This window comes from Rhodococcus sp. 27YEA15 (assembly GCF_049739425.1).
Classification (GTDB): domain Bacteria; phylum Actinomycetota; class Actinomycetes; order Mycobacteriales; family Mycobacteriaceae; genus Rhodococcus_F.
The window spans coordinates 309,101-335,856 of record NZ_JBMHHW010000002.1; the positions used below are offsets into that span (position 1 = coordinate 309,101).

Genomic DNA, 26,756 nt, shown 5'->3' on the forward strand with positions numbered 1-26,756 from the left:
TGATGAGCAATACCCCTACTTGGATCGTCGGCGCCGCGATGACGCCTTTCGGTCGGCATCGAGACCGTGATCTCATCGATCTCGGATCCGACGCGGCACTGGCGGCACTGGCGGATGCGGATGTCACCATGCAGGAGATCGAGATCTTCGCGGTCGGAAATGCGTACGAGTCCAACGGCATGGTGGCGCAGCGGATTCAGAAGCAAATCGGTCAGACCGGCATCGAGGCGTACAACGTCTTCAACGCCTGTGCTACCGGAGCGACGGCGATTCGTCTTGCCCACTTGGCAATCCAGGCCGGTGAGGTTGATGTCGCACTGGTGGTCGGTGTCGAGAAGATGGGCAAGATGGGCATGCTCGGCGCCGGGGCAAAAGCCAGATCCGATCGGAAGGTGTACGAGCCGGGTGGTCGCTTCGGAGCCGTCATGGGAACCGAAGGCATCCTCGGAACCGGATTGATGCCGGGCGTCTTCGCTCAAGCGGGCATGGACTACGCACGTCAGCACGATGTGACCTTCAAGCAATTCGCCAAGGTTGCGGAAAAGAACCACCGACACTCCACGTTGAATCCACTGGCGCAGTACCAGAAGGCATACGAGCTTGAAGAGATCATGTCCGCGGAGATGATCTCGTACCCGAACAGCGTGCTGATGTGTTGCCCCACCGGCGACGGTGCGGCAGCACTGGTACTGATGTCGGACAAGAAGCGTCAGCAGTTGGACAAAGCGATCCGTGATCGGAGTGTGAAGATCTCGGCGTCGGTGCTGTCCACCGATCCGTACACTCCGACCAGCCATGCGATGCCCGACATCAACACTCTGACCCGGCGTGCCGTGGATCAGGCCTACGCCCTTGCCGGCGTGGGACCGGCCGACCTGGACCTCGTGGAGTTGCACGACTGCTTCGCGACGGCGGAACTCGTTCACTACGACAACCTTCGTCTCTGCGACGAAGGCGGGGCTGGAGAGTTCATCGATTCGGGTGCGCCTACCCGTGACGGAACGACACCGGTGAACGTGTCCGGCGGCCTCATTTCCAAGGGGCATCCGATCGGGGCAACCGGTGTCGCCGGTTTGTACGAGGTCGCCACACATCTGCGAGGTGAAGCCGGAAAGCGCCAAATCGACGGAGCGCGTGTCGGATTAGCTCATGTGATCGGGCTGGGATCTGCGTGCGGCATTCACATCCTCGAGCGTTCGGCAACGTAGCCAGCGTATTCGAATCATTGCAACAACGAGAAGCGGAGAAATCGAATCATGGGATTGTTGGACGGAAAAGTTGCAATCGTCACCGGCGCCGGACGTGGTATCGGGCGTGAAGAAGCACTCTCGCTGGCGGCGCAGGGTGCGAAGGTCGTCGTGAACGACATGGGTGGTGACTGGCAGGGAGCCGGCGCCGATCAGGCGCCTGCCGCCCAAGTAGCTGCGGAGATCCGCGAACTCGGTGGAGAGGCGTCACCCAACTTCGACAACGTCGCTACCGCTTCCGGGGCGGAGCACCTGGTGAAGCAGGCGCTCGACACGTACGGCGATGTGGACATCCTGGTCAACAATGCCGGGATCTTGCGCGACAGCATGATCTTCAGTTCGGAGCCGGGCGAATGGTCGTCGGTCATCGACGTCCACATCCTCGGTCACTACCTGCCGACTCGTGCACTCACCGCGCATTGGCGCGAGCAGAGCAAAGCGGGAATCACCAAGCACCGTGCGATCGTCAACACCACGAGTGAATCCGGACTGTTCGGTAACGTCGGTCAGAGTAACTACAGTGCGGCCAAGTTGGGAATCGTGTCCCTGACGCTCGCGGTGGCAAAGGAGACCGCCAAGTACGGGGTAACCGTCAACGCCATCGCACCCCGTGCGCGAACACGGCTGACCACCACGACGTTCGAAGGATCGAACCGGGCCGGCGAGTTCAAGGACATCGTCGAAGGATTCGACGCGATGGATCCGTCGAACATCGCACCGTTCGTGACCTTCCTCGGAACGGATGCGGCCTCTGAGATCACCGGCCAGACCTTCATCGTCTACGGCGGGATCGTCGCCCACGTCAAGCTGCCTCAGGTAGGCGATCTGATCGTGAAAGACGGAAAATGGTCGGTCGAGGAACTCGTCGCCGAGCAGGCCGGTCTCTTCAAGGAGATCGGTTCTAATTCCTACGAGGGACCGCGTGGATACGCACGGCTGCCGAAGCAGGGAAGTTAGCAAGAAGAGCATGATCGGAGGCATCTCGGGGTAGTCCACCGCGGGAGGGTCGGCTCAACCGAGCTGCAGCCCTTGTGCCGAATCGTCTCGGCCGACCGCCGGCCCTGCGATCGGCACGCCGACAGGTCCCGACGAATTCGTTCGCCGGGACCTGTCGGCATGTCCGCAGAATCTCTCACGGGTTCTCAATAGTGTCATGCCCACATAGTTTTCGGACAACAGGACATGCAGACGACTAACGCCGAGATCGAGTGGATGCACTCGATCTCGGCGCTTCGTTGTCGTTCCGCACGAACTGGTTCCGTCGATTTTCCGCCGGAACTACTGCTTCGCACACAGTTCCGGTGCGCGAAGCAGTAGCGATCAGATTCCGATTCTTTGGGCGAGCAGTTCGCGGTGATAGACGGGATCGCCGAACAGTAACTCGCTGCTCTTGGCCCGCTTGAAATAAAGATGGGCCGGGTGTTCCCAGGTGAATCCGATACCGCCGTGAATTTGGATGTTCTCCGACGCGGCATGCAAATATGCCTCTGAGCAGTACGCTTTGGCGAGGCTGGCCACGACCGGGACTTCCTCGCTGTTGTCGTCCGCCGCCCAACCGCCGTAGTACGCGGCCGACCGCGCCGACTCCACTTCCAGGAGCAGATCGGCACATTTGTGCTTTATCGCTTGGAAACTTCCGATCGGCTTTCCGAACTGCACCCGAGTCTTGGCATAGTCGACAGCCAGGTCCAAGACGAACTGCGCCCCACCGACCTGTTCGGCCGCCAACGCGATGGCAGCGAGATCGAGCATCTTGGAAATGTAGGTCCAGCCCTGACCGTCGGTGCCGATCAACTCCGCGGGTGTCGACTCGAATTGAACTCGAGCCTGCTTGCGGGTCTGATCCATCGTCGACAAGGCTTCGACTTCTAATCCGGATGCGCCGGATTCCACGGCGAAGACCGAAATGCCGGCAGCTGTCCGGGCTGCCACGAGGATCAGATCGGCGACGGTACCGTCGAGTACGTAGAGTTTCTCGCCGTCGAGAATCCATTGTCCGTCAGTCGAAGTCGCGTGCATGTTGACCCCGCTCTGATCCCAGAGCCCTGACTTCTCGGCGAGTGCGACGGTCGCGAGTTTTTCACCGCCGGCCAGCGCGGGTAGGTATTTTGCCTTGGCAGCGTTGTCGTCGCTGTTGAGCAACAGGTTGACAGCCAATGCGACGGTCGAGAAATAGGGGCCGCAGAACAACGCTCGGCCCATCTCTTCGAAGACGATGGTCTGTTCGGCGTAACCGAATCCCGATCCGCCGAACTCTTCGGGTACGGCCAAACCCACCAGGCCCAGCTGTTCGGAGATCTGTTTCCATACGTCGGCGTCGTACCCCTGCGGGGTTTCCATCAATCGCCGCACTTCCGCTTCCGGCGATTTCAGATCGAGAAAGCGATGCACTGTGGCGCGCAGCTCGTCTTGTTCTGCACTGAATGTGAATTTCACGCGGCCCTCCGCCAGTTGCGATTTAATCACTGAGCACGATTCGGCGCCTCATAGCCCGAGAGATACGACGAGGTGCCGGTCTCGAAGTGCACCACCGGCGCACTCCAAAATTGTATAGCATTTACTTGCGCTAAGAACAGGGCTATCATGGGACGCACATCACATGCAAGGTCTGGCAGCTTCGCGATCGACAGATAGGGATCATCGAATGTCATACTCGATTTGTTTGGCCACGACGGGCGCTGGTTTGTGGACCAGTCACGATGCTGGGCAGACGTGGATTCTGTCGCATTGCGACAATCCCAAGTACCCGTACGAGCTTTGCGCGCGGTCGGTAGCGGTTGCATCGACGAGACCGGACGTGGTCTGGACGTCGATTGATTCGGAGCACGCCGAGGACGTAGTGGCTCGAAGTGACGATCATGGTGAAACCTACAGTTACACAGCTGTTGCAGCTCCTGGGCGTCAAGTGTGGGAGTTGGCCGTAGATCCACACAATCCGTCGTCGATCTTTGCCGGCACGCGCCCGGGCGGGGTGTTCCGTAGCGTGGACGACGGCAAGTCGTGGCAGCAGCTACCGGTGGGTATCGCGGAGACGTGCAGTATCGGATTCACTCGCGTCACAAACATTCACTTCACCGACATCCCGGGCGAGATCTGGGTATCTGTGGAAATCGACGGCCTCTTTCACAGTACCGACGGCGGCGACACCTGGAAGCGACTACAACTCGCGGGTGGTGAGTCTCTCGTCGGACCAGGAGAAGTATGGAAAGAAGAGCGACACATCGATATCCACGATGTGTCTGTCGGTAGCTCCATAGACGGCATTCGAACGATCTACGTCGCGACACCCATAGGGTTCTTCGCGTCCGAGGACACCGGTGCCACCTGGCGATGCAGCCGCTACCCCGTCCAGGGTGACTACGACTCGTCGGTTTTCTACACCAGAAGCCTTGCCGTGAACGGTGCCGACCCGTCCGTCGTAGTGGCGGGTGTGGGTTTCCGACCCCCGGATCACGGGGCGCGCGGCGGTATCGTGCGGAGTGAGGACGGGGGATTGAACTGGAAGCCGGTCAGCCCGATCCTTCGCTCGGTGGTCTGGAAGATCGGCTCGCACCCGCTCGACCCGAACATAGCCGTTGCAGTCACGTTGTTCGGCCAGGTCCTCACTACGCGGGACGGCGGACAGAGCTGGATTCAGGTCGAGCGCGAGTTCGGCGAGATCCGCGGTGTGTGCATCACCGCACGTTGACATATCCACAGCCGAAGGTGCTGTGCTGTCCGGCTCGAACATGGGTACGACCTGTTCGAGCCGGACCTGTGTGCTGTGAACAGGTGCCCGGCAGCTAACTGGATGCCGCGGCGTTGGGAAGTATCGGAACTCGAACAAGGTGAGGGCGTTGACGACAACCGGACCGCTACACGGAATCAGAGTTGTGGAGTTTGCGGGTATAGGACCGTGCCCACATGCGGCAATGATCCTGGGGGACTTGGGCGCCGACGTCATTCGGATCGAACGCCCGGGGCAGTTGCCCAAAGAAGGTCAGGTAGCCGATCAGCTACTGCGAAACCGAACAGTGGTTCAAGCGGATCTGAAGGACGCCGACGACAAACGAGCGATCATCGACCTCATCGTCAAGGCAGACGTCGTGCTCGAAGGATACCGGCCGGGAGTGACCGAACGACTGGGGTTCGGACCCGACGACGTACGAGCAGTGAACCCGCGTGCGGTCTACGGCAGAATGACTGGTTGGGGTCAGGACGGGCCGCTGGCCCATACCGCCGGCCACGACATCAACTACATCTCGCTGACCGGACTCCTGCATGCCGTCGGACGAGCAGACGAGACGCCGGTGCCCCCTCTGAATCTCTTCGGAGATTTCGGCGGAGGTTCGATGTTCCTCGTCCTGGGAGTTGTATCTGCACTGTTCGAACGGGAAAGGTCGGGTCTGGGGCAGACGGTCGACGCTGCCATGGTCGACGGAGCAAACGTCCTCGCCCAAATGATGTGGTCATTTCGTGGCAACGGTGTCTGGCAGGACGAACGCGGGTCGAATCTCCTCGACAGTGGGGCGCCGTTCTACGAGGTGTACGAGACATCGGACGGCAAGTACATGTCGGTCGGCGCCATCGAGCCGGCGTTCTACAAAGAGCTACTCCGTGGTATCGGGATCATCGACGATCCGTCTTTGCCGCGTCAAATGGACAAGGCTCATTGGCCGGCCACCAAACGTCGTTTCGCGGAAATATTCAAGACCAGAACTCGCGACCAATGGACTGAGATTTTCGACGGTACCGATGCCTGCACCACCCCGGTCCTCGAGTGGAGCGAAGCGCCGGACAACGCGCACATGAAGTCTCGAGGGAATCTCATCTCGCTGGACGGAGTGACCCAGGCTGCGGTCGCACCTCGTTTCTCGCGTACCGTGACGTCGCAGCCCTCACCACCGGTACGTACGGCGACCGATCCGCGAACGCTCTGGGGCGACTGACTTCCACCGGCCTTGACAGACGGTTACGGCCGGCAGAACGCCGTCACGATAATTTCTCGTCGTGACGGCGTTCTGGCCCGGCAGACGCGGGTCGAGGCGGTTCTTCGGAGACCGCACGTCCAGTGCGGCGGCAGGCGGTTACGCTTCTGACTTCCCCAGGCCGGTGGGAGGCCAGGGGAAGTCGAGAAGAAGTATGCTGCAGCCTTCGTCACCGGACTGTATCGGCACGGGTGCCTCCTCCCGTCCCTGCCATCCGATGGATCGCGGTCCGAATTCGCTTCCTGCAGTGTTCAACGATCCATCCAACACGCAGAATGTGCGGCCGGCGGTACCGTCGGCGGGGGACGGTGTGTATGCGGTGTTCGGTCCGAGTCGGACGAGTTCGGCTGCCAATCCGTCGGATTCGGCAGTAAAGACTTCCCGAATCTCATGGCCACCCTGACTCGGCAGAGACGTTGTCGACCAATCGTGGACTTCGGCGGACATCTGTCGACCCCCGCCGTGTGGGCGTTCCTTCCTGGCCCCGGGCATGATGCCGCCGTAGTTGTCCGATCGCGCGCGAATCGTTGCGTACAGCAGAGAAGCGTCAGGCGATGCGGAAAAGGGGCCGTACGAAGAGTAGGCATCGGTGTAGTGAACGAAAACGGCCGGGATGGGGCGCCGTTGAAAGACCGACTCGTCACCGCCGAAGAACACCTGAAACTGGTCGATTCGATGAAAATGCGCAGCGAGTTTGACGCCGGGATCGACTGCATTCATGTAGATCTGAGGCCCCGGCCCCTCGTGCTTTCGATCGCCGAAGAACACGTGGCTGTCGAATCCGTGGGCATCCTCGCGGACACGAACAGCGTCTTCGAAAGTAACAAACTTCACGGCAGCCTCCACTTAGAGAAGTAGTTCGTACGGTACAGAGTGCATCCCGGCGGTAGTGACCGGTCGATCACGCCGCCCGCGGTGAACGGGAGTCGCAGCGTCCCGCGGCTACCCGAAAAATGCATCGAAGTAAATACTACCTTTATTTGTGTGTCGCAGGGTGGTTATGGCCAAGGGGGCCCGAAACGGCGGTGGCGATCCCGATGCCGGCAATTCCGGGAAGCGCTCTCGAGTGTGACAATTCGACGATGACGCATTGTCGCTCAACGTGACTGGACTGAGCGCGGGACGCCGACTCCGCGCCGACCGGGGCGCGCGCGCCTTGCTACTCGGGGGATCCGTGAGTGTATAGTGCCCACTGTACAAGATGTGCAGATCGATTCGCCGGTCTCGCAGACTTCGACGTTTGGAGAACTGTCATGAACGACCCGAATCCGGCGGGGGGCCGAGAAGCGGACATGGAACTGGTGGTCACGCGTCGGGTCGAGGTGGCGGCGGACGTCGTACAACTGGAGTTGCGCTCTCCCGAGCGCAGTGCGCTGATTCCATGGACTGTCGGAGCTCACATAGACCTGATACTGCCGTCCGGACGCATTCGTCAGTATTCGCTCTGTGGCGACGCGGGAAACCCTGACGCCTATGTCGTTGCAGTGCAGAGACAGCCGTCCGGTCGAGGAGGTTCGGTGGAGGTGTGCGACTCCATCGCTACCGGACAACTGTTGACGATACGTGGCCCTCGCAATCACTTCCCGATGGGCGATGCGGCGAACTATCTGTTCGTCGCCGGCGGTATCGGCATCACTCCTATCTCAGCCATGATCCGTGAAGTTGAATCGGCGCAACGAGATTGGACGTTGGTCTATGGTGGGCGCACAGCCGATCACATGCCCTTCCTGGACGAGCTGACCGAGCTCGGTGGTACGCGAGTAGTGCCTGTTCCGCAGGACGTCTCGGGCCTACCCGACATAGACGAGTTGATCCGTAATGCCCCAGCAGGCGCCGCGATCTATTGCTGCGGTCCGAGTCCGATGCTCGCTGCGGTCGAGTCTGCGGTCGAATCGCTTCGTGACGACGTCACCCTGCACATCGAGCGATTCGTCGCCCCCGATGTGGTCGACTCGCCGCGAACCGCGTTCGAGGTGGAGCTCCGCCGCTCGGGTGTGACTATTGCAGTACCGCCGGACAAGTCCATCCTCGATGTAGTACTCGATACTATCGGCGACGTCGACTTCTCGTGTGAGCAAGGTATCTGCGGAGCGTGCGAGACAAAGGTTCTCGGCGGTAGGCCCGAGCACAACGACAGTCTGTTGTCCGAGGAAGAACGTGAGTCGAACACGACGATGATGATCTGTGTCGGCAGGTCCAAGACGAGGAAATTGATCCTCGATCTGTAACCCCGTGTCGGGCCGACGAGCCCTTGTTTCGTGACCGATCGGATTTCCGAGAGGCCGGCGAGGTCTTGTTCGTCGGTATCCCACGACAAACCCAAGGAGTGTACGAGTGAACCTTCCGCCTATCTTGACCGGACTGCGAGTCCCGGTGCTGGCATCCCCGATGTTCATAGTGTCGGGTCCTGAATTGGTGATCGCGCAGTCACGGGCGGGAATCATCGGATCTTTTCCCTCGCTCAATGCCCGGCCGCAATCGATGCTCGCGGACTGGCTGGCCGAAATTTCGGAATCCCTCGAAATACGAGATGCGGGCGGGGTTCCGACTGGCGCGAGTCCGTATGCAGTGAACCTTATTGTCCACAAGACGAATGACCGTCTGGACGTTGACCTTTCGACTATTGTCGACAATCGCGTTCCGATCGTCATCACATCACTGGGTGCGCGCACCGAAGTCAACGACGCAGTCCATTCCTACGGTGGGATCGTACTTCACGACGTGGTCAACAACGTTTTCGCGCACAAGGCGATCGACAAGGGCGCCGACGGGCTGATCGCCGTTGCCGCAGGCGCGGGCGGGCATGCCGGCGTCCAATCGCCCTTCGCTCTGGTGCAGGAGATCCGGGCATGGTTCGACGGCCCGGTCGTCCTCGGTGGGGCCATCGCGCACGGCAGGGCGGTTCTCGCAGCTCAGGTGATGGGCGCTGATCTCGCTTATGTAGGCTCGGCGTTCATCGCCGCTGAAGAAGCCACCGCTGAAGATCGGTACAAGCAGATGATCGTCGAGTCCGAGGCCGCAGACATCGTCTACTCCAATCTGTTCACCGGGGTGCACGGTAACTACCTCCGCGGCAGTATCACTGCTGCTGGACTGAATCCGGAGAGCCTGCCGATTTCAGATCCGTCGGCGATGAGCTTCACCGACGCCGAAGGCGTGGATTCGAAGCCGTGGCGCGATATCTGGGGCGCCGGGCAAGGCATCGGTGTAGTCAACGACATCGCGCCGGCTGCTGTGATGGTGGACCGTTTGGCCGAGCAGTACCGACAGGCCCGTTCTTCGGTGCCGTTCTCGGCGTAACGGAGACCTCCTAACGCCATTCGATGTTTTCCAGAAGACGATCCGGCCAGTGTGCGCGGTAGTAGTCCGCGACGTCTTGGAAGTGTTTTCGCGTCAGACGGGCAGCTTTGGACGGCTGCCCAGCAATGATCGCCGTCGCGATGTCACGATGTTCTCGAAACATCTCGGTTCGCAAATCGACCGGGAAGTCGGTCGAGATCACATGTTCCTCCATGGTGCTGGTAACGGAGTGAGTGAGTAATTGAAGGACTTCGTTGCCGGCCAACTGGTAGATCGCCTGATGCAGATTGGGTACCCCGGACGACCATTCGAGAGCTGCGCGCGGATAGTCGTGATCCAGAAATGGTCGAAGTAGGACAGTCTTACGCTCTTTGTCGGAATTTCGGGCGGCCAATGTCGAGCAGAGGGTTTCCATTTCGACAACTGCGTCGATGAGGTCTTCGTAGGTTGTTCTCTCGAAATGCAGATACAGCGTCAACGTACGGGAGAGGTGGCGTGCGGAGCTCGCACCCACGGCGACACCACCACCCGGGCCCGGTCGTAGCGTGACCATGCCCTGTACCTCGAGGATGCGTAGCGCTTCTTTGATGGACTGCCTACTCACCCCGTAGGTAGCGATCATCTGGGCTTCGCGAGGTAGCCGATCTCCTTCGCGGAGATCGTTTTTGACGATCTCCTCGACAATGGCCAATGCCGTGCGCTCGGCCGTCTTGATCGTGCGTTTCACGGCGAGTGATGCCGGAATGGGCGATGCGTGATCGCCCACCGAATCAGATATGTCCATACGGTCTCCGTCCAGTCTGGTCGCTCAGCCTATCCATATGCTCGACTTCATCGTGCTCCCACCACGTCGAAGCAAGTTCATGGTGTTCATTAAATTCGTATATACGACTTAAAAACATGCGTATGTAACTATATATGCAGCTAATAAGGTTTCAAGGTGGAATTTGTTGCTTAGATAAGCATCATCATTTAACGTGTGTGACACATCACATTCGATGGATTCCATTTTCGACACCATGGAGGTTCGCATGCCCCTCGAAGCCGAAATGCAACTCGTGTCAGTCGACGATCACTTGATCGAGCACCCGAGAGTCTGGCGAGATCGACTTCCACGCAAATATCTCGACGTCGGTCCGACCATCGTCGAGACGACCGGAGACGAAGTCGACTCGTACGGATTCGGTCAGCGCGTGTCGAAAGGCCGTCAGGTGTGGATGCTGGACGGTCAGGTCTATCCGGAGCTGGGGTTGAACGCGGTCGCGGGAAAGCCACGCGACCAATTGGGTACGGACCCAGTTCGTTTCGATGAAATGCTGCCGGGGTGCTACGACCCCGCTGCCAGGGTCAAGGACATGGACGTGGACGGAGTGCAAGCGGCTCTGCTCTTTCCCTCGTTTCCGAGGTTTGCGGGAACTCTCTTCGGGACTCTCGAGGATCGAGAACTGGCGATCCTGTGTATCCGAGCCTGGAACGATTACGTCGTCGAGGAATGGTTCACCCCTTACCCGGATCGATTCATCCCGATGGCGATACTTCCGTTCTGGGATCTGAAGGAGTCGATCGCCGAACTCGACAGATTGTCCGACCACAACATCAGGTCGGTGTCGCTTCCGGAGAACCCGTCGAAACTCGGTCACCCCTCATTCCACTCGGATCATTGGAATCCGCTCCTGGCTGTTCTGGAGGAACGGCAGATCGTGATCAACCTCCACTTCGGTACCTCGGGCCAGGTGACGAGAACGTCTGACGATGCTCCGATGGCAGTGCTGATGAGCTTGATGGGTACCAACACGATGGCTGCTGCATCCGATTTGATGTTCTCCCCGGTGTTTCACAACTATCCCGGTCTCAAGGTCGCGCTCTCGGAAGGGGGAACCGGCTGGATTCCCTGGCTCCTCGAGCGCTGCGACATCATTTGGGAGCGGCATCGCTTCTACCAGAACATCAATCAAAGTGTTCGGCCCTCGGAACTGTTCAGGCGAAACATCTGGGGATGCTTCATCGTCGACCAGTACGGGGTGGACAATCGCCACGCCATCGGGATCGACAACATCACGTGGGAATGCGACTACCCGCACTCGGACTCCTTCTGGCCCAACAGTCGCAAGGTGGTCGAGGAGATGTTTCACGATGTCCCGTCGCCCGAGGTGCACAAGATCGTGGAAATGAACGCTCGGCGTCTGTACCGATTCGAGCGGTCATGAAGTTCGAGGACGCGATCCCCGAGGACGAGATTCTGGGCGAGTCCGATTGGGACGATCAAGATCTGCTCACGATCGACGAAGCGTCGACGCGACTCGAGGCCGAGATTGCCCACTGCACTTCGCTGGTTCGCCGACTGGAGTCGGATTCGGCCCAGGCTGCTGAGCTCGAGAAGGCGCGAGATCGACTGGACGGTCTGAACAAGTGCCTCGACATAGTCCGGGCCGGACCTTCGCGGTTGGCATACCCGTAGTCGTGAGCAGGCAGAGTCTGCCGCCGATCGCCGGCCCGGTATCGGATGCTGTTCGTATTGCCGATCGATCGGTGGGTTCGGCATCGTCGTATCCGTGTAGGTGGCCCGGTAGCACTCGGTTCCGGTGGTCGCTGGATGGTCATGTTCGACCAGCGCCTCGCGACGTCGACACCTCTCTCGTTGTCGAATGCGAATCGACGATACATTCGTGGATCGTCGATAAGTTCTTGCTCGGCACAAGATTTCGAGATGGATCGAGTCCAACTCGGCGCTACCTCGAACCGATCAAGGGTATTTCCCGCAGTGCGAAGCGACAGATCAAATCGCTTCACAATAGCGTGCGATACCGGCCCTTTTCACCGACAATGCAAGTACAGTATTTACTTGCACCCCGTGGAATCAGTCGTCAGTTCTGAGATTCGGCGGGGGAGGGCCGATCAGTTCAGAAGGGAAGCACTCAGTGACACGCGTGCGCGCTCACACAGGCACCACCTCGTCGGAGCTCGAACTCGGGTATCGGCATCAATTCGACACCTTTGCAGATGTCGAGCGATTGGCTCGAAGAACGTTGCCCAACGCTATGTTCGAACGGCTCAACAGTGGAGTCGGTGACGGTGCGACCTTCCGAGCCAATCGCCAGGCCTATCAGGAGGTTGAATTCCGGCCCCGCGGCGCATCTGTGAGTCCCGATCGAAGTACCGTCGCAACGGTTCTGGGAGAAGAAATTTCGGCGCCGGTGATTTTGGCACCCGTCGGTGCGCTACGGTTGCAACACCCGGCAGGCGCGGTTGCCGCGATCGAAGCTGCAGGCCGGTTCGGTACGGTCTGTGCGGTGAGTCCGGCAACCGGCCACCCGTTGACCGAGCTCACTCCGTCGAACGACAGCCCTCTGTGGGCGCAGGTGACCACCGCGATGGCCGGTCGTGATGCTGCCGAACAGTCCATCGACACGATTAAATCGCTCGGATACAAAGCAATCGTCGTCACGGTGGACTCGGCACTCAGACCCAAGACCCCACCCATTCGCTTGAACGCCCGCACCATTGCGTCGTTCGCTCCGGACCTGGTGCGTCATCCGCGCTGGACAGTCGGTTTTCTTCGTGACGGAATGCGGCTGAGCGTGGCGAATTCTGCAGTCGGAGCGTCTGCGAGTACAGCCGCCAGGCCGCTGGCATGGAATGACCTGACCTGGATGGGTGACCAATGGGGCGGACCGATCGTGGTCAAGGGAGTGGTGACTGCGGAGGATGCCCGTCGGGCAGTTGACCTCGGTGCATCCGCCATTGTCGTGTCGAATCACGGTGGACTCACCGTGGACAGCGCCCCGGCCACCTTGCGGGTGCTGCCGGAAGTGCTCGAAGCAGTCGGAGATCGAGTCGAGGTACTGGTGGACGGTGGTATCAGGACCGGAAACGACGTCGTGAAGGCCCTGGCACTCGGAGCCAAGTCGGTTCTCGTCGGGCGGGCCTACGTGATGGCGCTCGCAGTGGGAGGGGCAGCGGGAGTTCTTCACATGCTCGAACTCCTTCAGGACGATATTCAACGGGCGTTGGCGTTCCTGGGATGTTCGTCGATTCAAGAACTCGGGCCGGAGCACGTCCGGGTGCCGGGGGACTGGGCTCGTGTGTGATTCTCTATTCACTCGAACGGGAGGCATGTGATGTCGCTGGATGCTGTACGTGTGGTTGTGACCGGGCACAGCGTGAGCGGCAAATCGGTCGTTTACGAGGACAAACAAGTCCCACCCGCCGGCACGCCCTCGGCCGGATCGCTTTTCCACCTCCTGTGGGGATCTGACGAACTACCCGAGTATCCGAACGACGGTTCGGTGAGTGGCGACATCGCGCCGTTTCCGCCGGTGGGCGGCCTTCGATTCGTGCAGATGATCGTCCTGCCCGACAGCGAGAGTGACTATTCTGCATCAGGGCCGGACAACGTACATCTGGCCGAGGGCGAAGCGCCCGGTATGCATACCACTGCCTCGGTCGACTGCTGCGTGGTGATCGAAGGCGAAGTGTGGCTGGAACTTTCGGACGGCAAACAAGTCCATCTCAAGAAAGGTGACGGCGTGGTGCAGAGCGGTACCCTGCACGGATGGCGTAATTACACCGCCACACCAGCTCGTGTCGGAGTCTTTCTGGTGGGAACCGAGCACCGAGGTCTTGCACCGCGGGTGTGAGGTTGCAGCACAAGTCATCGAATGAGGTAGTCATGCTCGCGCACCCGCGAGTGTGAGGTAGTTCCCCGATCACGTCCGGGTGTGATCGGGGAATGGTTGATAGGATACGGTGCCGCGGGTTTCGATCCGGCACCAGTCTGTTCGACGGTAGGGGCTTTCGATCTCGTGTCGATCGACGACGGAAGGTCGGGCTCACTGATTCGCCTGCCGATTGACGGAAAGACCTCAACTCGAACGGTTCTCAGACGTTGCATCATCCGAACTCGTCCACTCTTCGACAACTCATTCGTCGAAGAGTGGACGACGAACTGAAGACGACTGCACACGAGTGAGTGTCGATCCGTCCCTTCGGTGGACAATCTGGACGACGCGGGTATTCAACTGGGGCACTTCCGTGTGAGGTGATTGATTCCATCGTCGTACAACCCCGATGGGGTGATTCTTTGCCTGCTGACGCCGATGTGTATCGAACCGGCGGATGCGAGCGACTCACTTGGGCGGTGAGTATGTCGAATCGTTGAGCTGGCCGTCATTCTCGATCGTTCTCGTCTCAGCGACGCGTGGCCATCTGCCGAGTATCGACGCCACCGTGTCACTGACGTCCGTATCTCGTGCTGTCGGGCGCGCGGTCGTCTCAGCTCGTTCGAGCGAATCATGCGTCGACGCCGTGTGTTCGACGGTCTCGGCAGGTGCACAACGGCTGCCGTGAGCGTATCCGAAAGTTGGTGCGGTACATATTTCTCGGGAGGTCTAGGTCTGAACGTATTAACTATGTATAGTACCTACTTGTACTGGTACTTCGACAAAGGAGCGTCAATGGACTTCGACTTCACACCCGAACAGTTGGAGTTGAAGGAGCGCGCTCGGGCAGCCGGGCAGGCATGGCGGGGGCGCCACAAGCAGTGGGACAGTGAGAACGACAGTCCTTATGCCGAGATCACCGCGGCGATGCGCGATGCCGGCCTGTTGGGGTTGACGATTCCGAAGCAATACGGCGGTAAAGGCGGTACGGCGCTCGACTACGTGATTGTCGTCGAAGAGTTGTTCCGGACATCGCAGAGCTGGATTCTCGGCGAGCCGCCATTCTGTACGACCGGTCCCGGTCCTTCTATGGTTCTGCTTGCAGATTCGGAGGAGACACGACAGAAATTTCTTCCGGATATCGTTGCTGGAGTAAAGGGTTGCGCGATCGCGCTGACCGAGCCCGAACATGGTTCGGATCTGACGGATCTTGAAACCACCGCGGTCGAAGACGGCGACCATTTCATCGTCACCGGATCCAAACGCTTCATCACCGGTTCACCAGAGAACGAAATTTATGCGGTGTTCGCGCGCTTCGACGATGTGCCTGGCGCCAAGGGCGTCGGCTGCATTTTGGTCGAGAAGGGGACCCCAGGGCTGGAATTGCTCCCCGGCGCGGCGTTCGTCGGCTCTAGAGGTTTGCCGCACGGAGAAGTTCACATGGACAACTGCCGGGTTCCTCGCGTGAATCTGATCAGTGGTGCCGGTAGTTTCGCCACATTGATGACGGCATTCAACATGGAACGTCTGCACAACTCGATCTACAGTTTGGCCTTCGCGGAGGCTGCATACGAGGAAACGGTGCAATACTGCGAGAATCGAAAGTCGTTTGGCAAAGCGATCATCGAATTTCAAGCGACCTACCACACCTTGGTCGACATGTACGTCAAGATCGAAGCGCATCGACTTCTGACCTACAAGGCGGCAGTCACCGCTATCGACTCTCGTTTCCCGAAACCCCTGGAATCGACCGTGTCGAAGTTGTCCGGTGCGATGATGCTGCCGAACCTGACCCAGGACGGATTGCTGCTGCACGGCGGTGACGGGGCGACGCTCGACTTTCCGATCCAGCAGATCCATCGCGATGCGATTGCCGCGATGGTTGCCGGTGGCTCACCGCCAGTGTTGCGGAACGCCATTGCATCGCAGCTGTTTCCAGATCGTCGGTTCAGTCAGAAGTGATGTACGCCGCCGGTCGATCGATCGGCAGCTGAGCTCGACTGCACCGGTACACGCCACTACTTCAGGAGATGAATCATGCCACTCGATCCGGATGTCGCAACTTCGACGATCCAGAAGGACCACCACGACTCGTGGGATACCGACCGTGTTCTCCTCTACAACCTGGGGCTGGGTGCAGGCGGGCGTCCCACCGACCCCGCTGAACTCGGATATGTCAACGAGCGAATCCTCAAGGTGCTGCCTTCATTCAGTGTGATTCCCGGATTCGAAGCTGTACGGCCCGCGATGCAGGGCCCGGGACTCGACTACCACCTGTCGAAGATGCTGCACGGTGAACAGGAACTTGTCGTGCATTCACCACTTCCGCCGGAGGCCTCGATCGTCACGACGCCTGCCGTCGAGGCGGTATACGACAAGGGTAAGGCAGGAGTTCTGGTCCTGCGCGCCGATACTCGAACGGAGGACGGAATCGAATTGTGCACAAACCGATTCCGCTTGTTCATTCGAGGTGAGGGCGGATTCGGTGGCGATGCCGGGCCCAAGCCAGATCCGTGGGAAGTGAGTGGGTCCCCGGATCTTCACGTCGAGATTCCGACCCTGCCGCAGCAGGCTGCGATCTACCGATTGTCAGGTGACCGGAATCCGCTGCACATCGATCCGAAGTTCGCTGCGAAAGCCGGCTTCGATCGACCGATCCTGCACGGTCTGTGCACGTACGGAATCGTATGCAAGGCACTGGTGGACAATCTGCTCGACGGCGATCCGACGGCTGTCGCGGGCTGGTCGGCGAGATTCGCAAGCTCGATCTATCCGGGCGAGACCTTGGTGGTGTCGGCGTGGCGGCAGGACGATCGGATCCTGGTTCAGGTCGGTGTGAAGGAACGCGATGTGGTTGCGTTGAACAACGGTGTGCTTCGAGTGCGCTGATGAGCGCACCGCGATCCAGCGCGACGAGTCCGGTGACGCTCGTCTTCACTCACGGGTTCGGCGATTCGAGTAGGTCGTGGGACAGTCAAACGGCTGGTCTCTCGGATCGGTACGAGGTCAAGGTCTGGGACCTGCCCGGTCATGGTGATCACCAAGGGGAGGTGCCGCTTGACTGCGATATCGACTCCACAGCAACGGAACTCGATTCGATCGTGGCTGATTCTTCCGGGTCGGTATTCCTGATCGGACACTCAATCGGAGGATACATTTCGCTGCGATGCGCGTTGGCCACGTCGACGCATTCGATCGCCGGGTTGGTCGTGATCAGCGCGGGACCGGGGTTTCGTAGCGCGGAGAAGATAGCTGCCTGGAACAGTAAGATGGACAGAATGACCGATGCGTTGTCGTTGCCTCCATCGGCCTCGCGGGTGGTTTACATGACGGACGCTCGGGTGATGGAACGTCTTCCGTCCCTGGCCACTCCCACCCTTGTCGTCCGCGGCAGCAACGACCACGAGATGTATCTCAGCGGTAGTGGATACATTGCAGCAAAGATGCCGAATGCGGAGTTGTTGGACATCTCCGACGCCGGTCATGATCCGCATCGATCTCATTCGCAGATCGTCAACAGCGCGATCGACCGTTTCGTGACCCGGACGATGAGTGTCGACGTCTCTCGGAACGAGTATGTCCGGGTGCCGAATGCGGCAGAATGATCCGACACAGGATCGACAGCGAAGAGTCGGATGACGTATTCGTACATCCACTGTGTAAGCGCATCGGGTCGATGTCGGTCAAGACGTCGAGATCGGCCCGCTCCTCCCGGTGCCGGCCTCGGCAGCAAGAGGAATCAGGAACCGACGTGAATTAAGGAGTGGTCCCGAAATGGTACGCAACGGTGATACGAACGGCTCGAGTGTCAGGCAGCCTGTCGGTGCGCCGCGCTTCGAAAGTGACAGTTCTGGTCTGTACATCGGTGGACGATGGAGATCACGACCCTCCGCAGAGAGATTGCCGCTGGTGGCTCCGTCCACCGAAGAGGTGTATGCGCACGCCGTGATTCCGACCGTGGAGGATGCCGACGAAGCGGTGCTCGCAGCACGACAGGCGTTCGAATCCCGGGTTTGGCGAGATATTCCCGTCGCGGAACGCGCTGCGATCATTGCCCGGGCGTACGAGATCGCAATCCAATCGCTGGACGAGATTGCGGTAACGGCGGCCTACGAGATGGGAGCGCCGGTCCAGATCACGCGAATGATGACCGGCGTGGTGGGAAATGTGATCGCGGGAATGTCCGATATCGCAGTATCCGCCGGCGTTGTGGAGCAAGGAAACGGACTGTGGGAGTACGAAATACAACGTGAGCCCGCAGGTGTCGTCGTCGACGTGGTGCCATGGAACAGCCCGTTCAGCGGGACGATGATGAAATCGGCGCAGGCTCTACTTGCCGGTTGCAGCGTCATCAGCAAGCCGCCACCCACCGCGCCGTTTGCCGTCCTGGCCTGGGCGCGCGCCCTGGAAGCCGCAGGGCTACCGGAGGGTGTATTCAGTGTACTGGCAGCGGGAGCCGAGGTCAGTGAGCGGCTGGTGACTCATCCGGGCGTCGACCTGGTGGTGTTCACCGGAGGAACCACAGTGGGGCGTCGAGTCGCTGAATTGTGCGGGAGAAATCTCAAGCGAGTAGTACTCGAGTTGGGTGGAAAGTCCGCCGCCGTAGTCCTGCCGGATGCCGACCTGCAGTTGGCAGTCGACAGCGTCGCCTCCGGTGTCTATTTCAATTCCGGCCAGATCTGTAGCGCACTGACCCGTCTGGTGGTGCCACGGAACAGGATCGACGAGATTTCCGAACTTCTTCGCGAGAAGGCAAACGCGGTCGTGATCGGCGACCCCCTGCAGGAGTCGACGACGATGGGCCCGATGGCCACGGCGGATCACTATCGTCGAGTTCTCGATCGTGTCGAGGCGGGAGCAGCTGAGGGTGCACGTCTGGTCTACGGCGGAATCCGCCCGGAAGGCACCGAACGGGGCTGGTACGTGACGCCGGCCCTGCTCGTCGCGGACAACACCATGCACATTGCGCGGGAAGAGGTCTTCGGTCCGGTCGCAACGGTGATCGGCTACGACAGTGAATCGGAAGCTGTTTCTATAGCCAATGATTCGGACTACGGGCTCGGCGGAAGCGTGTTCTCGACCGATCTGGATCGGGCACATCGTGTCGCGTCGCAGCTCGACACCGGCAGTGTGACCGTCAACGGATACACAACCAATCTCCTGGCCCCTCGAAGCCCCCACAAGTCTTCGGGCATCGGATCGGTGACCGGACTGGCCGGATACCAGTCGTTCTCCACGACCAGATTGATCAACATCCGGGCCGGCGCGAAAGCGTGGCGGCCCACTGAACTGTTCGCCGACGTAGCCGGCGAATAACAGTCGTCTCGGCCTAGTAAGTACTCATCAACACAGAGGAGACAAGTCTATGTACATCACACTATCGAGATTTCGGGTCGAGGGTGACGGCGCAGAGTTCGACAAGTGGATCCTGCCGCTCGCCGACAAGATGCGAGCTCTGCCGGGAAACGTCCTCTACCGAGTGCTTCACGATCCGCTGGACCCGGAAGCTCGCGTTCTGACCGAGGTATGGGAGACCGAAGACGACCATCTGGCACATCTCGTCGATCCCGACCATGTGGAAATCATCGCAATCGGTTCGGAGAAGGGGATGCGGGACGTGTACGTCCACCACTGGAGCAAGGCAGAAGGACACATCGAACGCGGTCGAAATCGTACCGAACAGCGTCTCGCCGATCGGGAGGAGCGCAGTGAGATGTACCGACTGATCGACGAGCTTCGTACCTCGCGTGGACTGGCCACGAGCTGAAGTAGCACTTCTCGATCGCCGGGCAGGTACTGGCGCAGCCCTAACCGTAATAGACAGTTCTGATGCGCGAAGGCGTTCGACAACGGGGCACCCCTGAATCAGGGGTGCCCCGTTTCGCGTCGGTCGTCCGTGAACGGGCACCTTTCATACGTAGGTGATTCGGTAGTCGGTACTGTCGATCAGCTTCGATTGATTCGATTGTGGGCGATCTTCGGATTTACCGAGACCCGTGGACCGATCGTTGGTCGGCGGCTCTGTGAAACATTCTTCTGAAGTCAGAGTCGGAACTGATCCCACCTCCCACCGGGCACGTGTACTGCTTTGTAGTGGGCCTGCAAAGCGTATCCTCCATTTTCCTCGCCTGAGTGAGGAGTATTGGCGTGTTGGTCGGCAATAGATTCTGCCCCCACGACGTATGCCAGGCCGTCGACAGCATTCGACCACCGACGTACTCGATCACGCGGCTCCGCATTGGCAACGCTACCGCAGAGAACAAGTCGAGCGTTGCCTGATTGCCGGCTACTCACACAGGTAGCGACTACGCCGGACGACCGGTTTCGGTCTACCGATCGGATACGACGATCGAGTAGAGCCGTGTGAACAGGGGCGTGATGCTTGGGGGGCGAGCTGTGCGCGTTCCAATGTGTATTTTCCGCTGATCTGGCATCAGTTTGGTGGGCAATGTCGCCCAAGGCGAGCGAAGTCCCACTGCTGTGCAGGGATTTTGGCGATTAGGGTGAATATTTTGAATGCTATGTGCAAATAATTGTGCTCACTTGTGTATTCATTAATGCTGACATAGAATTCGAACTTGATGTGACCTCACTCACTTATGAAGGGTTCAATGATGCAAATCACGTTGAGTCGAGACGGCTTCAGACGGCGAGCTGTGGGGGTGGTGGCGGCGTTGTCGGCTGTGGTCGTCGGCATCACGGCGTGTTCCGGAGGCTCAGGGAAGTTCATCGGATTCGGGCACAGATGGTCCGATCAAGATCGGTGTTCTCTATACCGACGACAACCCTTTGGCTGTGTCTCCGGAACTTCGTGATGCCGCACTTGCTGCGGGTCAACACATCAACGCCAACGGGGGCATCGGAGGCAGGCAGGTCGAGATCGTTCCGTGTAATGGCAAGAACAACCCGGAGAGCAACGTCAAGTGCGCTACTCAGTTCGTCAACGACGGTGTGGTGTCGGTTGTCGGACTGGACACGCAGTGGGGTGACAACGGTGTCTCGATCATGGAGCGGGCCGGGGTAGTGAATCAGACGGTCCCGCTCTCGCACGCGGAGTTCGCAAGTGCGGTGTCATTTCCGCTGGCCGGCAGTACTTTGACAGGTGGCAACGCAGTAGCCGAGTACGCGGCGAGGAAGAGTGTCAAGCGAGCGTCGTGTATCTACCCGGATACTGCGGTGTTGAAGGCGGCCTGTGTGGACAACTTCGCACCCAAGGCGAAAGAGTTAGGTATCGAAGACGTTCAACTGATTGCCTTGCCGCCCACAGTGACCGATGTGTCTCAGTATGTCGCGAAGGCCGCGCAGTCGAAAGCGGAGTTGGTCTATTCGCCGGCATCCAAGCAGGCAGACGTGCGTATGATCCAAGCGGCGGGGCAGGTCGGATTCTCGCCGGAGTGGGTCTTCTCCGGTAGCGTCGCTCAGCCTGACTTCTTCAGCACACTCGGTGACGATGCCAAGAACGTCGTGTTCTGGTTCGACAACAAGATGTGGACTGTCACAGGCGAGCCTGATGTCGACGTGTTCAATAGTGTACTCGAGCAGCATGCACCGGGATCGCCGATCAACAACAATGTAGTGACGGTGTTCTCGACGCTGATGACTCTCAAGGAACTCGGTGATACCGCGGGTGGAGACAAGATGACCCGAGCCGAATTGCCAGATCTGCTGCGTGGTTTTGGTCAGGTCCACCAGTTTATGGGGCCCGAGCTCGATACGTCGCGTCATCTACCGGATTTCCCGACTGCCTACCACACAGGTTCATACCTGTACAAGTGGGACGGTGGCGCATTCGTGCCGGCCGGAGATGGCTTCTTCCAGTTCGATACCGCATCATGACCAGACCAGATCTGTTCTTTCCGAACAGTTTTGAATCGAAGAGGCTGATCCGATGAGTGACGTCATGTTGTATGCAGTTCTAGGATTGGGAGCGGGCGCAGCATACGCACTGATCGCGCAAGGGTTGATCCTGGTTCATCGGGGCACCGGCGTGGTGAACTTCGCGCAGGGTGCGATCGCGATGATTGCCGCGTACCTGTATACCTGGTTGGCGAACGATGGATTCTCACCGGTTGTCGCGGTTGTCCTTTCGCTGATTGGTGCCGCAGTGTTGGGCGCGGTGATTCAACGTGTGGTGATGCACCCACTCAGTCGTGCTCCCTTATTGGCCAAACTGGTGGCAACGCTGGGCTTGATGCTCGTACTTCAGGCCGCAGCCAGTCTGATATTCGGGACGGAACTGCGGACAGTCCCTCCGATTCTTCCGACGAACACGGTGTCCGCGTTCGGTGTGATGTTCGGAGTGGATCGTCTGGTTCTCCTGGTGATCGTGTTGATCCTCGCCGCTGCGCTGAGCGCATTTTCGAATCGAACGAACACGGGTGCGCTGGTGCGCGGTGCATCCGATTCGGAAGCCGGCGTCGCGCTGCTCGGATACTCACTCAACGCCGTGTCGGCGTTGACGTGGGTGCTCGGTTCGGTCCTTGCAGGCTTCGCAGGAATCGTGTTGGCGCCCATGACTGCTCTCGACATCGTCACGATGATCCTGCTGGTGATTCCGGCATTGGCCGTGTGTCTTCTGGCGAAGTTCTCGTCCTTCTGGGTCGCCTCGATCGCCGGCCTGGTCCTGGGTGTCGGTCAGTCGGTATTGGCGAATTACTGGCCGTTGGAGTCCCCGACGATCGACGGCATTCAGCAGGGTCTTCCGTTCCTGTTGATCATCGTGGTGATGGTGTGGCGCGGCAGGTCGATCCCCGACCGCACCACGTTGTCGATCGGGCGACCTCCGACGGCGTCTCCGGCACGCGGTAAGCCGGCGGTTCTCCTGGGCGTCGTCGTCATTGCAGTTGTCGTCACCTATATGGCATCGGCCTCTTATCAGACGGCGATCTCGATCGGATTGATCTCGGGAATCATCGCGTTGTCGTTGGTGGTCCTGACGGGATACATCGGTCAGATATCTCTGGCACAGATAGCCTTTGCAGGACTCGGCGCTTATTTCTGCTCGGTCTATGCAGATCGCTTAGGATTGCCGTTTCCGCTCCCGATCTTCATAGCGGCAGTCACCGTGGTACCGGTGGGTATTCTCCTGGCGCTGCCGGCCTTGAAGGTTCGAGGTGTGAACTTGGCGGTCGTCACCCTGGGTGCCGCTGTGGCCATCGATGCGCTCGTGTTCAAAGATTCGAATCTGACCGGTGGATTCAACGGCGCAAAGGTACCGCCGCCGGTGTTGTTCGGCATCGAATTCGACGGTGTGTTGTATCCGTTCCGATTCGCGATGCTCGCTTTGGCAGCGCTGATTCTGTGCGTCGCACTGGTGGCGTGGGTGCGCCGTAGCTCACTCGGGCTGACAATGCTGGCCATTCGCGACAACGAGCGGGCGGCATCGGCAGAAGGTGTCAACATCGTCGGTACCAAGTTGATTGCTTTCGCCATCTCGGCTTTTCTGGCGGGTGTCGCTGGCGCTATGCTGGGATATCTTTACGGCAGTATCTCTTTCGAGCGATTCGCGCCGTTGGCATCAATCGGATTCCTGGCCGTTGCATATATCGGGGGTATCGGAAGTATCGGTGGTGCGATATTCGCCGGTCTGTTGGTGGCTGGTGGACCGATATTCAATCTCATGTCGTCCAATCCTCAAATCGATCGATACCAGATGCTGATCGCAGGTTTGGGGGTGGTGTTCACGGCGATCTACAACCCGGATGGACTCGGGCCGTTCAACGCGGCACAGTTCCAGAAACTCAAGGCTCGCTTGTCACGCTCGAGAGTTGGAGAAGGTGGTGCCCGTGACGTGGATGTATCGGACACATCGGCAGGCAAGTCCGAGATCGACACGACTCTGATGGACTCTCTGACTGCACGTGCCGGGGCCGTACCCGACAGTCGAATGTTGCTCGAGGTGAAAGACGTACGCGTCGAGTATTCGGGTGTCACTGCGGTGGACGGAGTGAGTCTTCAGTATCCGAGTGGTGCGTTGATCGGGTTGATCGGGCCGAACGGCGCAGGTAAGACCACATTCATCGATGCGGTGTGTGGGTTCGTCGACTGTACCGGTCAGATCACTTTCGATGGTGAAGAGATAGAGGGCGTACCGGCCTATCGGCGTGCTCGGCTGGGTCTTCGTCGCACCTTCCAGAACGTCGAACTCTTCGACGATCTGACCGTTCGTGAGAATTTGCAGCTTCGTGGCTCGAATTCGTCGGTATCTACCGAGGGCACGACAATCGAGTCGTTGACGGTAGACCAGACCCTGGAATTGGTGGGGTTGGCCGGCAGGGGGGACGTGTACCCAGGTGAGCTCTCTACCGGAGAGCGGAAACTCGCCGGGCTTGCGCGTGCCTTGCGCGGAGGATCCAGGATGCTCCTCCTCGACGAGCCCGCTGCAGGTCTCGACAGTCACGAGAGTGAGATTCTCGGACAACGGTTGCGGGGTCTTCTGGGCTTGGGTCTGACCATCCTTCTGGTTGATCATGACCTCAATCTTGTTATGGGAGTCTGTGATCGGGTAGATGTTCTCGACCAGGGTCGGTTGATCGCCTCGGGGCCACCTGAGGCGGTTCGGGTGGATCCGGCAGTTCGTAGTGCGTATATCGGTGACGCTCCGGAAGCGGCTACCGGAGTTTCGGGAGAGTTGGTCCGATGACGACAGTTCTGGAAGTTTCCGCTCTCACTGGTGGATACAACGGTTTGGCAGTGGTCCGGGACGTCGACCTGTCGGTGACGGCTGGACGAGTGATGGTTTTGATGGGTCCGAACGGTGCGGGAAAGACCACGGTGCTCAAGACTATTGCGGGGATTATCCCTCCGATGTCGGGTGACATCGCGGTTCTCGGATCGGCGCCGTCGGTTCGTCGGCCCCACGTGAATGCTCGACGTGGTCTGGCATATGTTCCCGACGACAGGTGCTTGTTCCGCAACCTGTCGGCGCGCCGAAATCTGCAGTTGGCTGCACACCGGACGAAAACCGATATCGAGACGGTTTTCGAGTACTTGCCTGAACTGGAACGAATTCTGGATCGTCAGGCCGCAGTGCTCTCCGGTGGTGAACAACAGATGTTGGCGGTGGCACGGGCGCTGCTCTGTCAGCCCAAGTTGCTGATGATCGACGAGCTGAGCATGGGTCTGGCTCCGGTGATCGTGGAACGGTTACTCGCCGTCGTACGACGGATCGCCGACGACCTTGGGATCGGCGTGCTTCTGGTCGAGCAGCACGTTCATCTCGCGCTCGGAATCGCCGACGAGGCCGCAATTCTCAGTCACGGCCGGCTGATGGTCAGCGGACGATCAGAAGATGTTGCGGCGCAGGCGGAAGAGATCGAAGCAGGCTACCTCGGAGCCACTGTCACGTAGGTCCCGCATCGGGGCCGTGACACACGGCGATCGGGACCGGCATACTCGACTGATTCCCATTGCGAGCGTGGCGGTCCCGTCTTCTCCACTCGTGATGCCGTCCCTTCGTGCCCGGGCGCCGTTTTCTCGATGGTCAGTGTGATTCGGGGGCGTGGGTTTGTGTGAGTGCCTTCGGCGAGGGTGAGTCGGTGTCGGTCGACGAGCGCGTTCCGGTCGAGACGAGAACCTGTATAGCCGTCGGTCGAGGCGAAAGCGATGAGCAGACTCCGTTGACGGCGCCAGTCGAAGACGATACGGCGCCCGGTGCGTGAGCAATGCGGTGGTGAGGCCCTACAAGTCGACGATTTCGCGACCCTGACAGGAATACATTCCGGCGTTGTAGAGGCGCAGTTCGAAGATGCCGATCTGATCAAATTGTGCCACAGTGTATTTGACTGTAGCCGGATATTTGTCGGCGTGGTCGACGTTCGTGAGCGCCGGGGTCGTGCAATCGGAATCGTGAGAAGGTGTCGACGGAGACTTCTTCGTACCGGATGCGTGTCGCAATCGATGAGTTGTGCAATTCCGCAGCGGCAGTGGGCGTCGAGATCGAGGATCGGAACCGACCGGACTACGCCCGTCGAGGAGAGTCATTGCGACGAAGACCGGGCTGCAGAAGGTGCTGATCGTTCTCCACGATCAGCTTTGGCGTGGTGCAACGCAGAGGGCGGTGACCCGCAACGCCGTTGTCGAGTGCGCTGCGGGCGGCGGCGAGTACACCGCGGCCTGAGGCCTGCGCCACCGGCCACAAGGCTGGGTCCTGGTAGGAACCGCGAAATTCGGCTCGATAGTGCGGCTCGCCAGTCTGAACTGCCTCGATGTATTCGCGGGAGTGGACACCTTCGAGGTTGGCCGGCGTCAGCTGTTGTTGCTTCGGTTTCGATTATGCAAGAAAATGTGCCACTTCCCCTTTCCGGTCGACGAGGAAACGTGGTCCGGAAACAGATGCTGTGAGGTGAACGGTTGGCGGAGGTGTCACCCCGATGGTGTGGGTATCAGTCGCCGAGTGTTGCTCGCTATTCGTCAGTGAACTCGGTTATGACGGTTGCGGGTTGACGGTTTTGGCGTGCCGGTAGCGGCGGATGTCGACCGATGCGGCGGCCATCGCGCCGAGGCTTGCCCTTGTTGTAGGTCGGGGACTGCACGCGTCTGACCCGGGTCGGGCGCCGATCTCGATTGCGTCCTGATCTGCTCCT

22 protein-coding genes are annotated in these 26,756 nt (G+C 59.5%); 19 read left to right on the forward strand and 3 right to left on the reverse strand.

Features of this window, described 5'->3' with window-relative positions:
* The first annotated feature begins 2 nt into the window (after positions 1-2).
* A complete protein-coding gene (locus tag ABH922_RS26440) occupies positions 3-1,208 on the forward strand; it encodes a thiolase family protein (protein ID WP_424809991.1) in 1,206 nt (401 codons plus the stop codon).
* Between the two features lie 48 nt (positions 1,209-1,256).
* Positions 1,257-2,204, forward strand: coding sequence for an SDR family NAD(P)-dependent oxidoreductase (locus tag ABH922_RS26445; RefSeq protein WP_424809992.1), 948 nt, complete (start codon positions 1,257-1,259; stop codon positions 2,202-2,204).
* Positions 2,205-2,567: 363 nt separating this feature from the next.
* Here ABH922_RS26445 and ABH922_RS26450 read toward each other — a convergent pair whose 3' ends face one another.
* On the reverse strand, positions 2,568-3,683 hold the full coding sequence (locus ABH922_RS26450) for an acyl-CoA dehydrogenase family protein (protein ID WP_424809993.1): 1,116 nt from the start codon (positions 3,681-3,683) through the stop codon (positions 2,568-2,570).
* 208 nt (positions 3,684-3,891) lie between these two features.
* Between ABH922_RS26450 and ABH922_RS26455 the strand changes: the two genes are divergently transcribed.
* Positions 3,892-4,935 carry a WD40/YVTN/BNR-like repeat-containing protein gene (locus ABH922_RS26455; RefSeq protein WP_424809994.1) on the forward strand — a complete coding sequence of 348 codons (1,044 nt, stop codon included), beginning with the start codon at positions 3,892-3,894 and terminating at the stop codon, positions 4,933-4,935.
* Between the two features lie 148 nt (positions 4,936-5,083).
* The gene (locus ABH922_RS26460) at positions 5,084-6,175 is read left to right on the forward strand and encodes a CaiB/BaiF CoA transferase family protein (protein WP_424809995.1); all 1,092 of its coding nucleotides are present in this window, start codon (positions 5,084-5,086) and stop codon (positions 6,173-6,175) included.
* 138 nt (positions 6,176-6,313) lie between these two features.
* Here the strand turns inward: ABH922_RS26460 and ABH922_RS26465 are convergent, their stop codons facing one another.
* Positions 6,314-7,048, reverse strand: coding sequence for a hypothetical protein (locus ABH922_RS26465; RefSeq protein WP_424809996.1), 735 nt, complete (start codon positions 7,046-7,048; stop codon positions 6,314-6,316).
* 419 nt (positions 7,049-7,467) lie between these two features.
* On the opposite strand from ABH922_RS26465, the gene ABH922_RS26470 reads away from it, so the two are divergent.
* Both ABH922_RS26470 and ABH922_RS26475 read left to right on the forward strand, forming a co-directional pair.
* Positions 7,468-8,442, forward strand: a complete 975-nt coding sequence (locus tag ABH922_RS26470) for a PDR/VanB family oxidoreductase (protein WP_424809997.1) — start codon at positions 7,468-7,470, stop codon at positions 8,440-8,442.
* Between the two features lie 106 nt (positions 8,443-8,548).
* Positions 8,549-9,514, forward strand: a complete 966-nt coding sequence (locus ABH922_RS26475) for an NAD(P)H-dependent flavin oxidoreductase (protein WP_424809998.1) — start codon at positions 8,549-8,551, stop codon at positions 9,512-9,514.
* A 10-nt stretch (positions 9,515-9,524) separates the two neighbouring features.
* Here ABH922_RS26475 and ABH922_RS26480 read toward each other — a convergent pair whose 3' ends face one another.
* Entirely contained in the window at positions 9,525-10,298 is a 774-nt protein-coding gene (locus ABH922_RS26480) for a FadR/GntR family transcriptional regulator (RefSeq protein WP_424809999.1), read from the reverse strand.
* 247 nt (positions 10,299-10,545) lie between these two features.
* On the opposite strand from ABH922_RS26480, the gene ABH922_RS26485 reads away from it, so the two are divergent.
* From ABH922_RS26485 to ABH922_RS26545, 13 genes are all read left to right on the forward strand, one after another.
* Complete coding sequence (locus ABH922_RS26485) at positions 10,546-11,721, forward strand: amidohydrolase family protein (RefSeq protein ID WP_424810000.1); 1,176 nt, start codon at positions 10,546-10,548, stop codon at positions 11,719-11,721.
* Positions 11,718-11,972: a hypothetical protein gene (locus tag ABH922_RS26490; RefSeq protein WP_424810001.1), complete on the forward strand. Its 255-nt coding sequence runs from the start codon at positions 11,718-11,720 to the stop codon at positions 11,970-11,972. The genes ABH922_RS26485 and ABH922_RS26490 overlap by 4 nt, the downstream gene beginning before the upstream one ends.
* Before the next feature lie 469 nt (positions 11,973-12,441).
* Positions 12,442-13,602, forward strand: a complete 1,161-nt coding sequence (locus ABH922_RS26495; RefSeq protein ID WP_424810002.1) for an alpha-hydroxy acid oxidase — start codon at positions 12,442-12,444, stop codon at positions 13,600-13,602.
* A gap of 30 nt (positions 13,603-13,632) precedes the next feature.
* Positions 13,633-14,151 carry a cupin domain-containing protein gene (locus tag ABH922_RS26500; RefSeq protein ID WP_424810003.1) on the forward strand — a complete coding sequence of 173 codons (519 nt, stop codon included), beginning with the start codon at positions 13,633-13,635 and terminating at the stop codon, positions 14,149-14,151.
* A gap of 669 nt (positions 14,152-14,820) precedes the next feature.
* Positions 14,821-16,134 (forward strand): acyl-CoA dehydrogenase family protein, encoded by a 1,314-nt coding sequence (locus ABH922_RS26505; RefSeq protein WP_424810004.1) that lies wholly within the window; start codon positions 14,821-14,823, stop codon positions 16,132-16,134.
* A gap of 75 nt (positions 16,135-16,209) precedes the next feature.
* The gene (locus ABH922_RS26510; protein ID WP_424810005.1) at positions 16,210-17,061 is read left to right on the forward strand and encodes a MaoC/PaaZ C-terminal domain-containing protein; all 852 of its coding nucleotides are present in this window, start codon (positions 16,210-16,212) and stop codon (positions 17,059-17,061) included.
* Complete coding sequence (locus ABH922_RS26515; protein WP_424810006.1) at positions 17,061-17,777, forward strand: alpha/beta fold hydrolase; 717 nt, start codon at positions 17,061-17,063, stop codon at positions 17,775-17,777. The genes ABH922_RS26510 and ABH922_RS26515 overlap by 1 nt, the downstream gene beginning before the upstream one ends.
* Before the next feature lie 169 nt (positions 17,778-17,946).
* On the forward strand, positions 17,947-19,488 hold the full coding sequence (locus ABH922_RS26520) for an aldehyde dehydrogenase family protein (RefSeq protein WP_424810007.1): 1,542 nt from the start codon (positions 17,947-17,949) through the stop codon (positions 19,486-19,488).
* 49 nt (positions 19,489-19,537) lie between these two features.
* Positions 19,538-19,939 (forward strand): putative quinol monooxygenase, encoded by a 402-nt coding sequence (locus ABH922_RS26525; protein ID WP_424810008.1) that lies wholly within the window; start codon positions 19,538-19,540, stop codon positions 19,937-19,939.
* A gap of 992 nt (positions 19,940-20,931) precedes the next feature.
* A complete protein-coding gene (locus ABH922_RS26530; protein ID WP_424810327.1) occupies positions 20,932-22,008 on the forward strand; it encodes an ABC transporter substrate-binding protein in 1,077 nt (358 codons plus the stop codon).
* Positions 22,009-22,060: 52 nt separating this feature from the next.
* Entirely contained in the window at positions 22,061-24,814 is a 2,754-nt protein-coding gene (locus ABH922_RS26535) for an ABC transporter permease subunit (RefSeq protein ID WP_424810009.1), read from the forward strand.
* Positions 24,811-25,521: an ABC transporter ATP-binding protein gene (locus tag ABH922_RS26540; protein WP_424810010.1), complete on the forward strand. Its 711-nt coding sequence runs from the start codon at positions 24,811-24,813 to the stop codon at positions 25,519-25,521. Before ABH922_RS26535 ends, ABH922_RS26540 begins: the two co-directional genes overlap by 4 nt.
* A gap of 556 nt (positions 25,522-26,077) precedes the next feature.
* Positions 26,078-26,290 (forward strand): hypothetical protein, encoded by a 213-nt coding sequence (locus ABH922_RS26545; RefSeq protein WP_424810011.1) that lies wholly within the window; start codon positions 26,078-26,080, stop codon positions 26,288-26,290.
* Positions 26,291-26,756: the final 466 nt, after the last annotated feature.

Excerpts from the sequence above, each read along its gene's own strand:
- ABH922_RS26445 (WP_424809992.1), top strand. The coding sequence starts at position 1,257 with ATGGGATTGTTGGACGGAAAAGTTGCAATCGTCACCGGCGCCGGACGT.
- ABH922_RS26485 (WP_424810000.1), top strand. The coding sequence starts at position 10,546 with ATGCCCCTCGAAGCCGAAATGCAACTCGTGTCAGTCGACGATCACTTG.
- ABH922_RS26525 (WP_424810008.1), top strand. The coding sequence starts at position 19,538 with ATGTACATCACACTATCGAGATTTCGGGTCGAGGGTGACGGCGCAGAG.
- ABH922_RS26490 (WP_424810001.1), top strand. The coding sequence starts at position 11,718 with ATGAAGTTCGAGGACGCGATCCCCGAGGACGAGATTCTGGGCGAGTCC.
- ABH922_RS26535 (WP_424810009.1), top strand. The coding sequence starts at position 22,061 with ATGAGTGACGTCATGTTGTATGCAGTTCTAGGATTGGGAGCGGGCGCA.
- ABH922_RS26470 (WP_424809997.1), top strand. The coding sequence starts at position 7,468 with ATGAACGACCCGAATCCGGCGGGGGGCCGAGAAGCGGACATGGAACTG.
- ABH922_RS26520 (WP_424810007.1), top strand. The coding sequence starts at position 17,947 with ATGGTACGCAACGGTGATACGAACGGCTCGAGTGTCAGGCAGCCTGTC.
- ABH922_RS26480 (WP_424809999.1), bottom strand. The coding sequence starts at position 10,298 with ATGGACATATCTGATTCGGTGGGCGATCACGCATCGCCCATTCCGGCA.
- ABH922_RS26440 (WP_424809991.1), top strand. The coding sequence starts at position 3 with ATGAGCAATACCCCTACTTGGATCGTCGGCGCCGCGATGACGCCTTTC.
- ABH922_RS26515 (WP_424810006.1), top strand. The coding sequence starts at position 17,061 with ATGAGCGCACCGCGATCCAGCGCGACGAGTCCGGTGACGCTCGTCTTC.
- ABH922_RS26455 (WP_424809994.1), top strand. The coding sequence starts at position 3,892 with ATGTCATACTCGATTTGTTTGGCCACGACGGGCGCTGGTTTGTGGACC.
- ABH922_RS26510 (WP_424810005.1), top strand. The coding sequence starts at position 16,210 with ATGCCACTCGATCCGGATGTCGCAACTTCGACGATCCAGAAGGACCAC.
- ABH922_RS26540 (WP_424810010.1), top strand. The coding sequence starts at position 24,811 with ATGACGACAGTTCTGGAAGTTTCCGCTCTCACTGGTGGATACAACGGT.
- ABH922_RS26500 (WP_424810003.1), top strand. The coding sequence starts at position 13,633 with ATGTCGCTGGATGCTGTACGTGTGGTTGTGACCGGGCACAGCGTGAGC.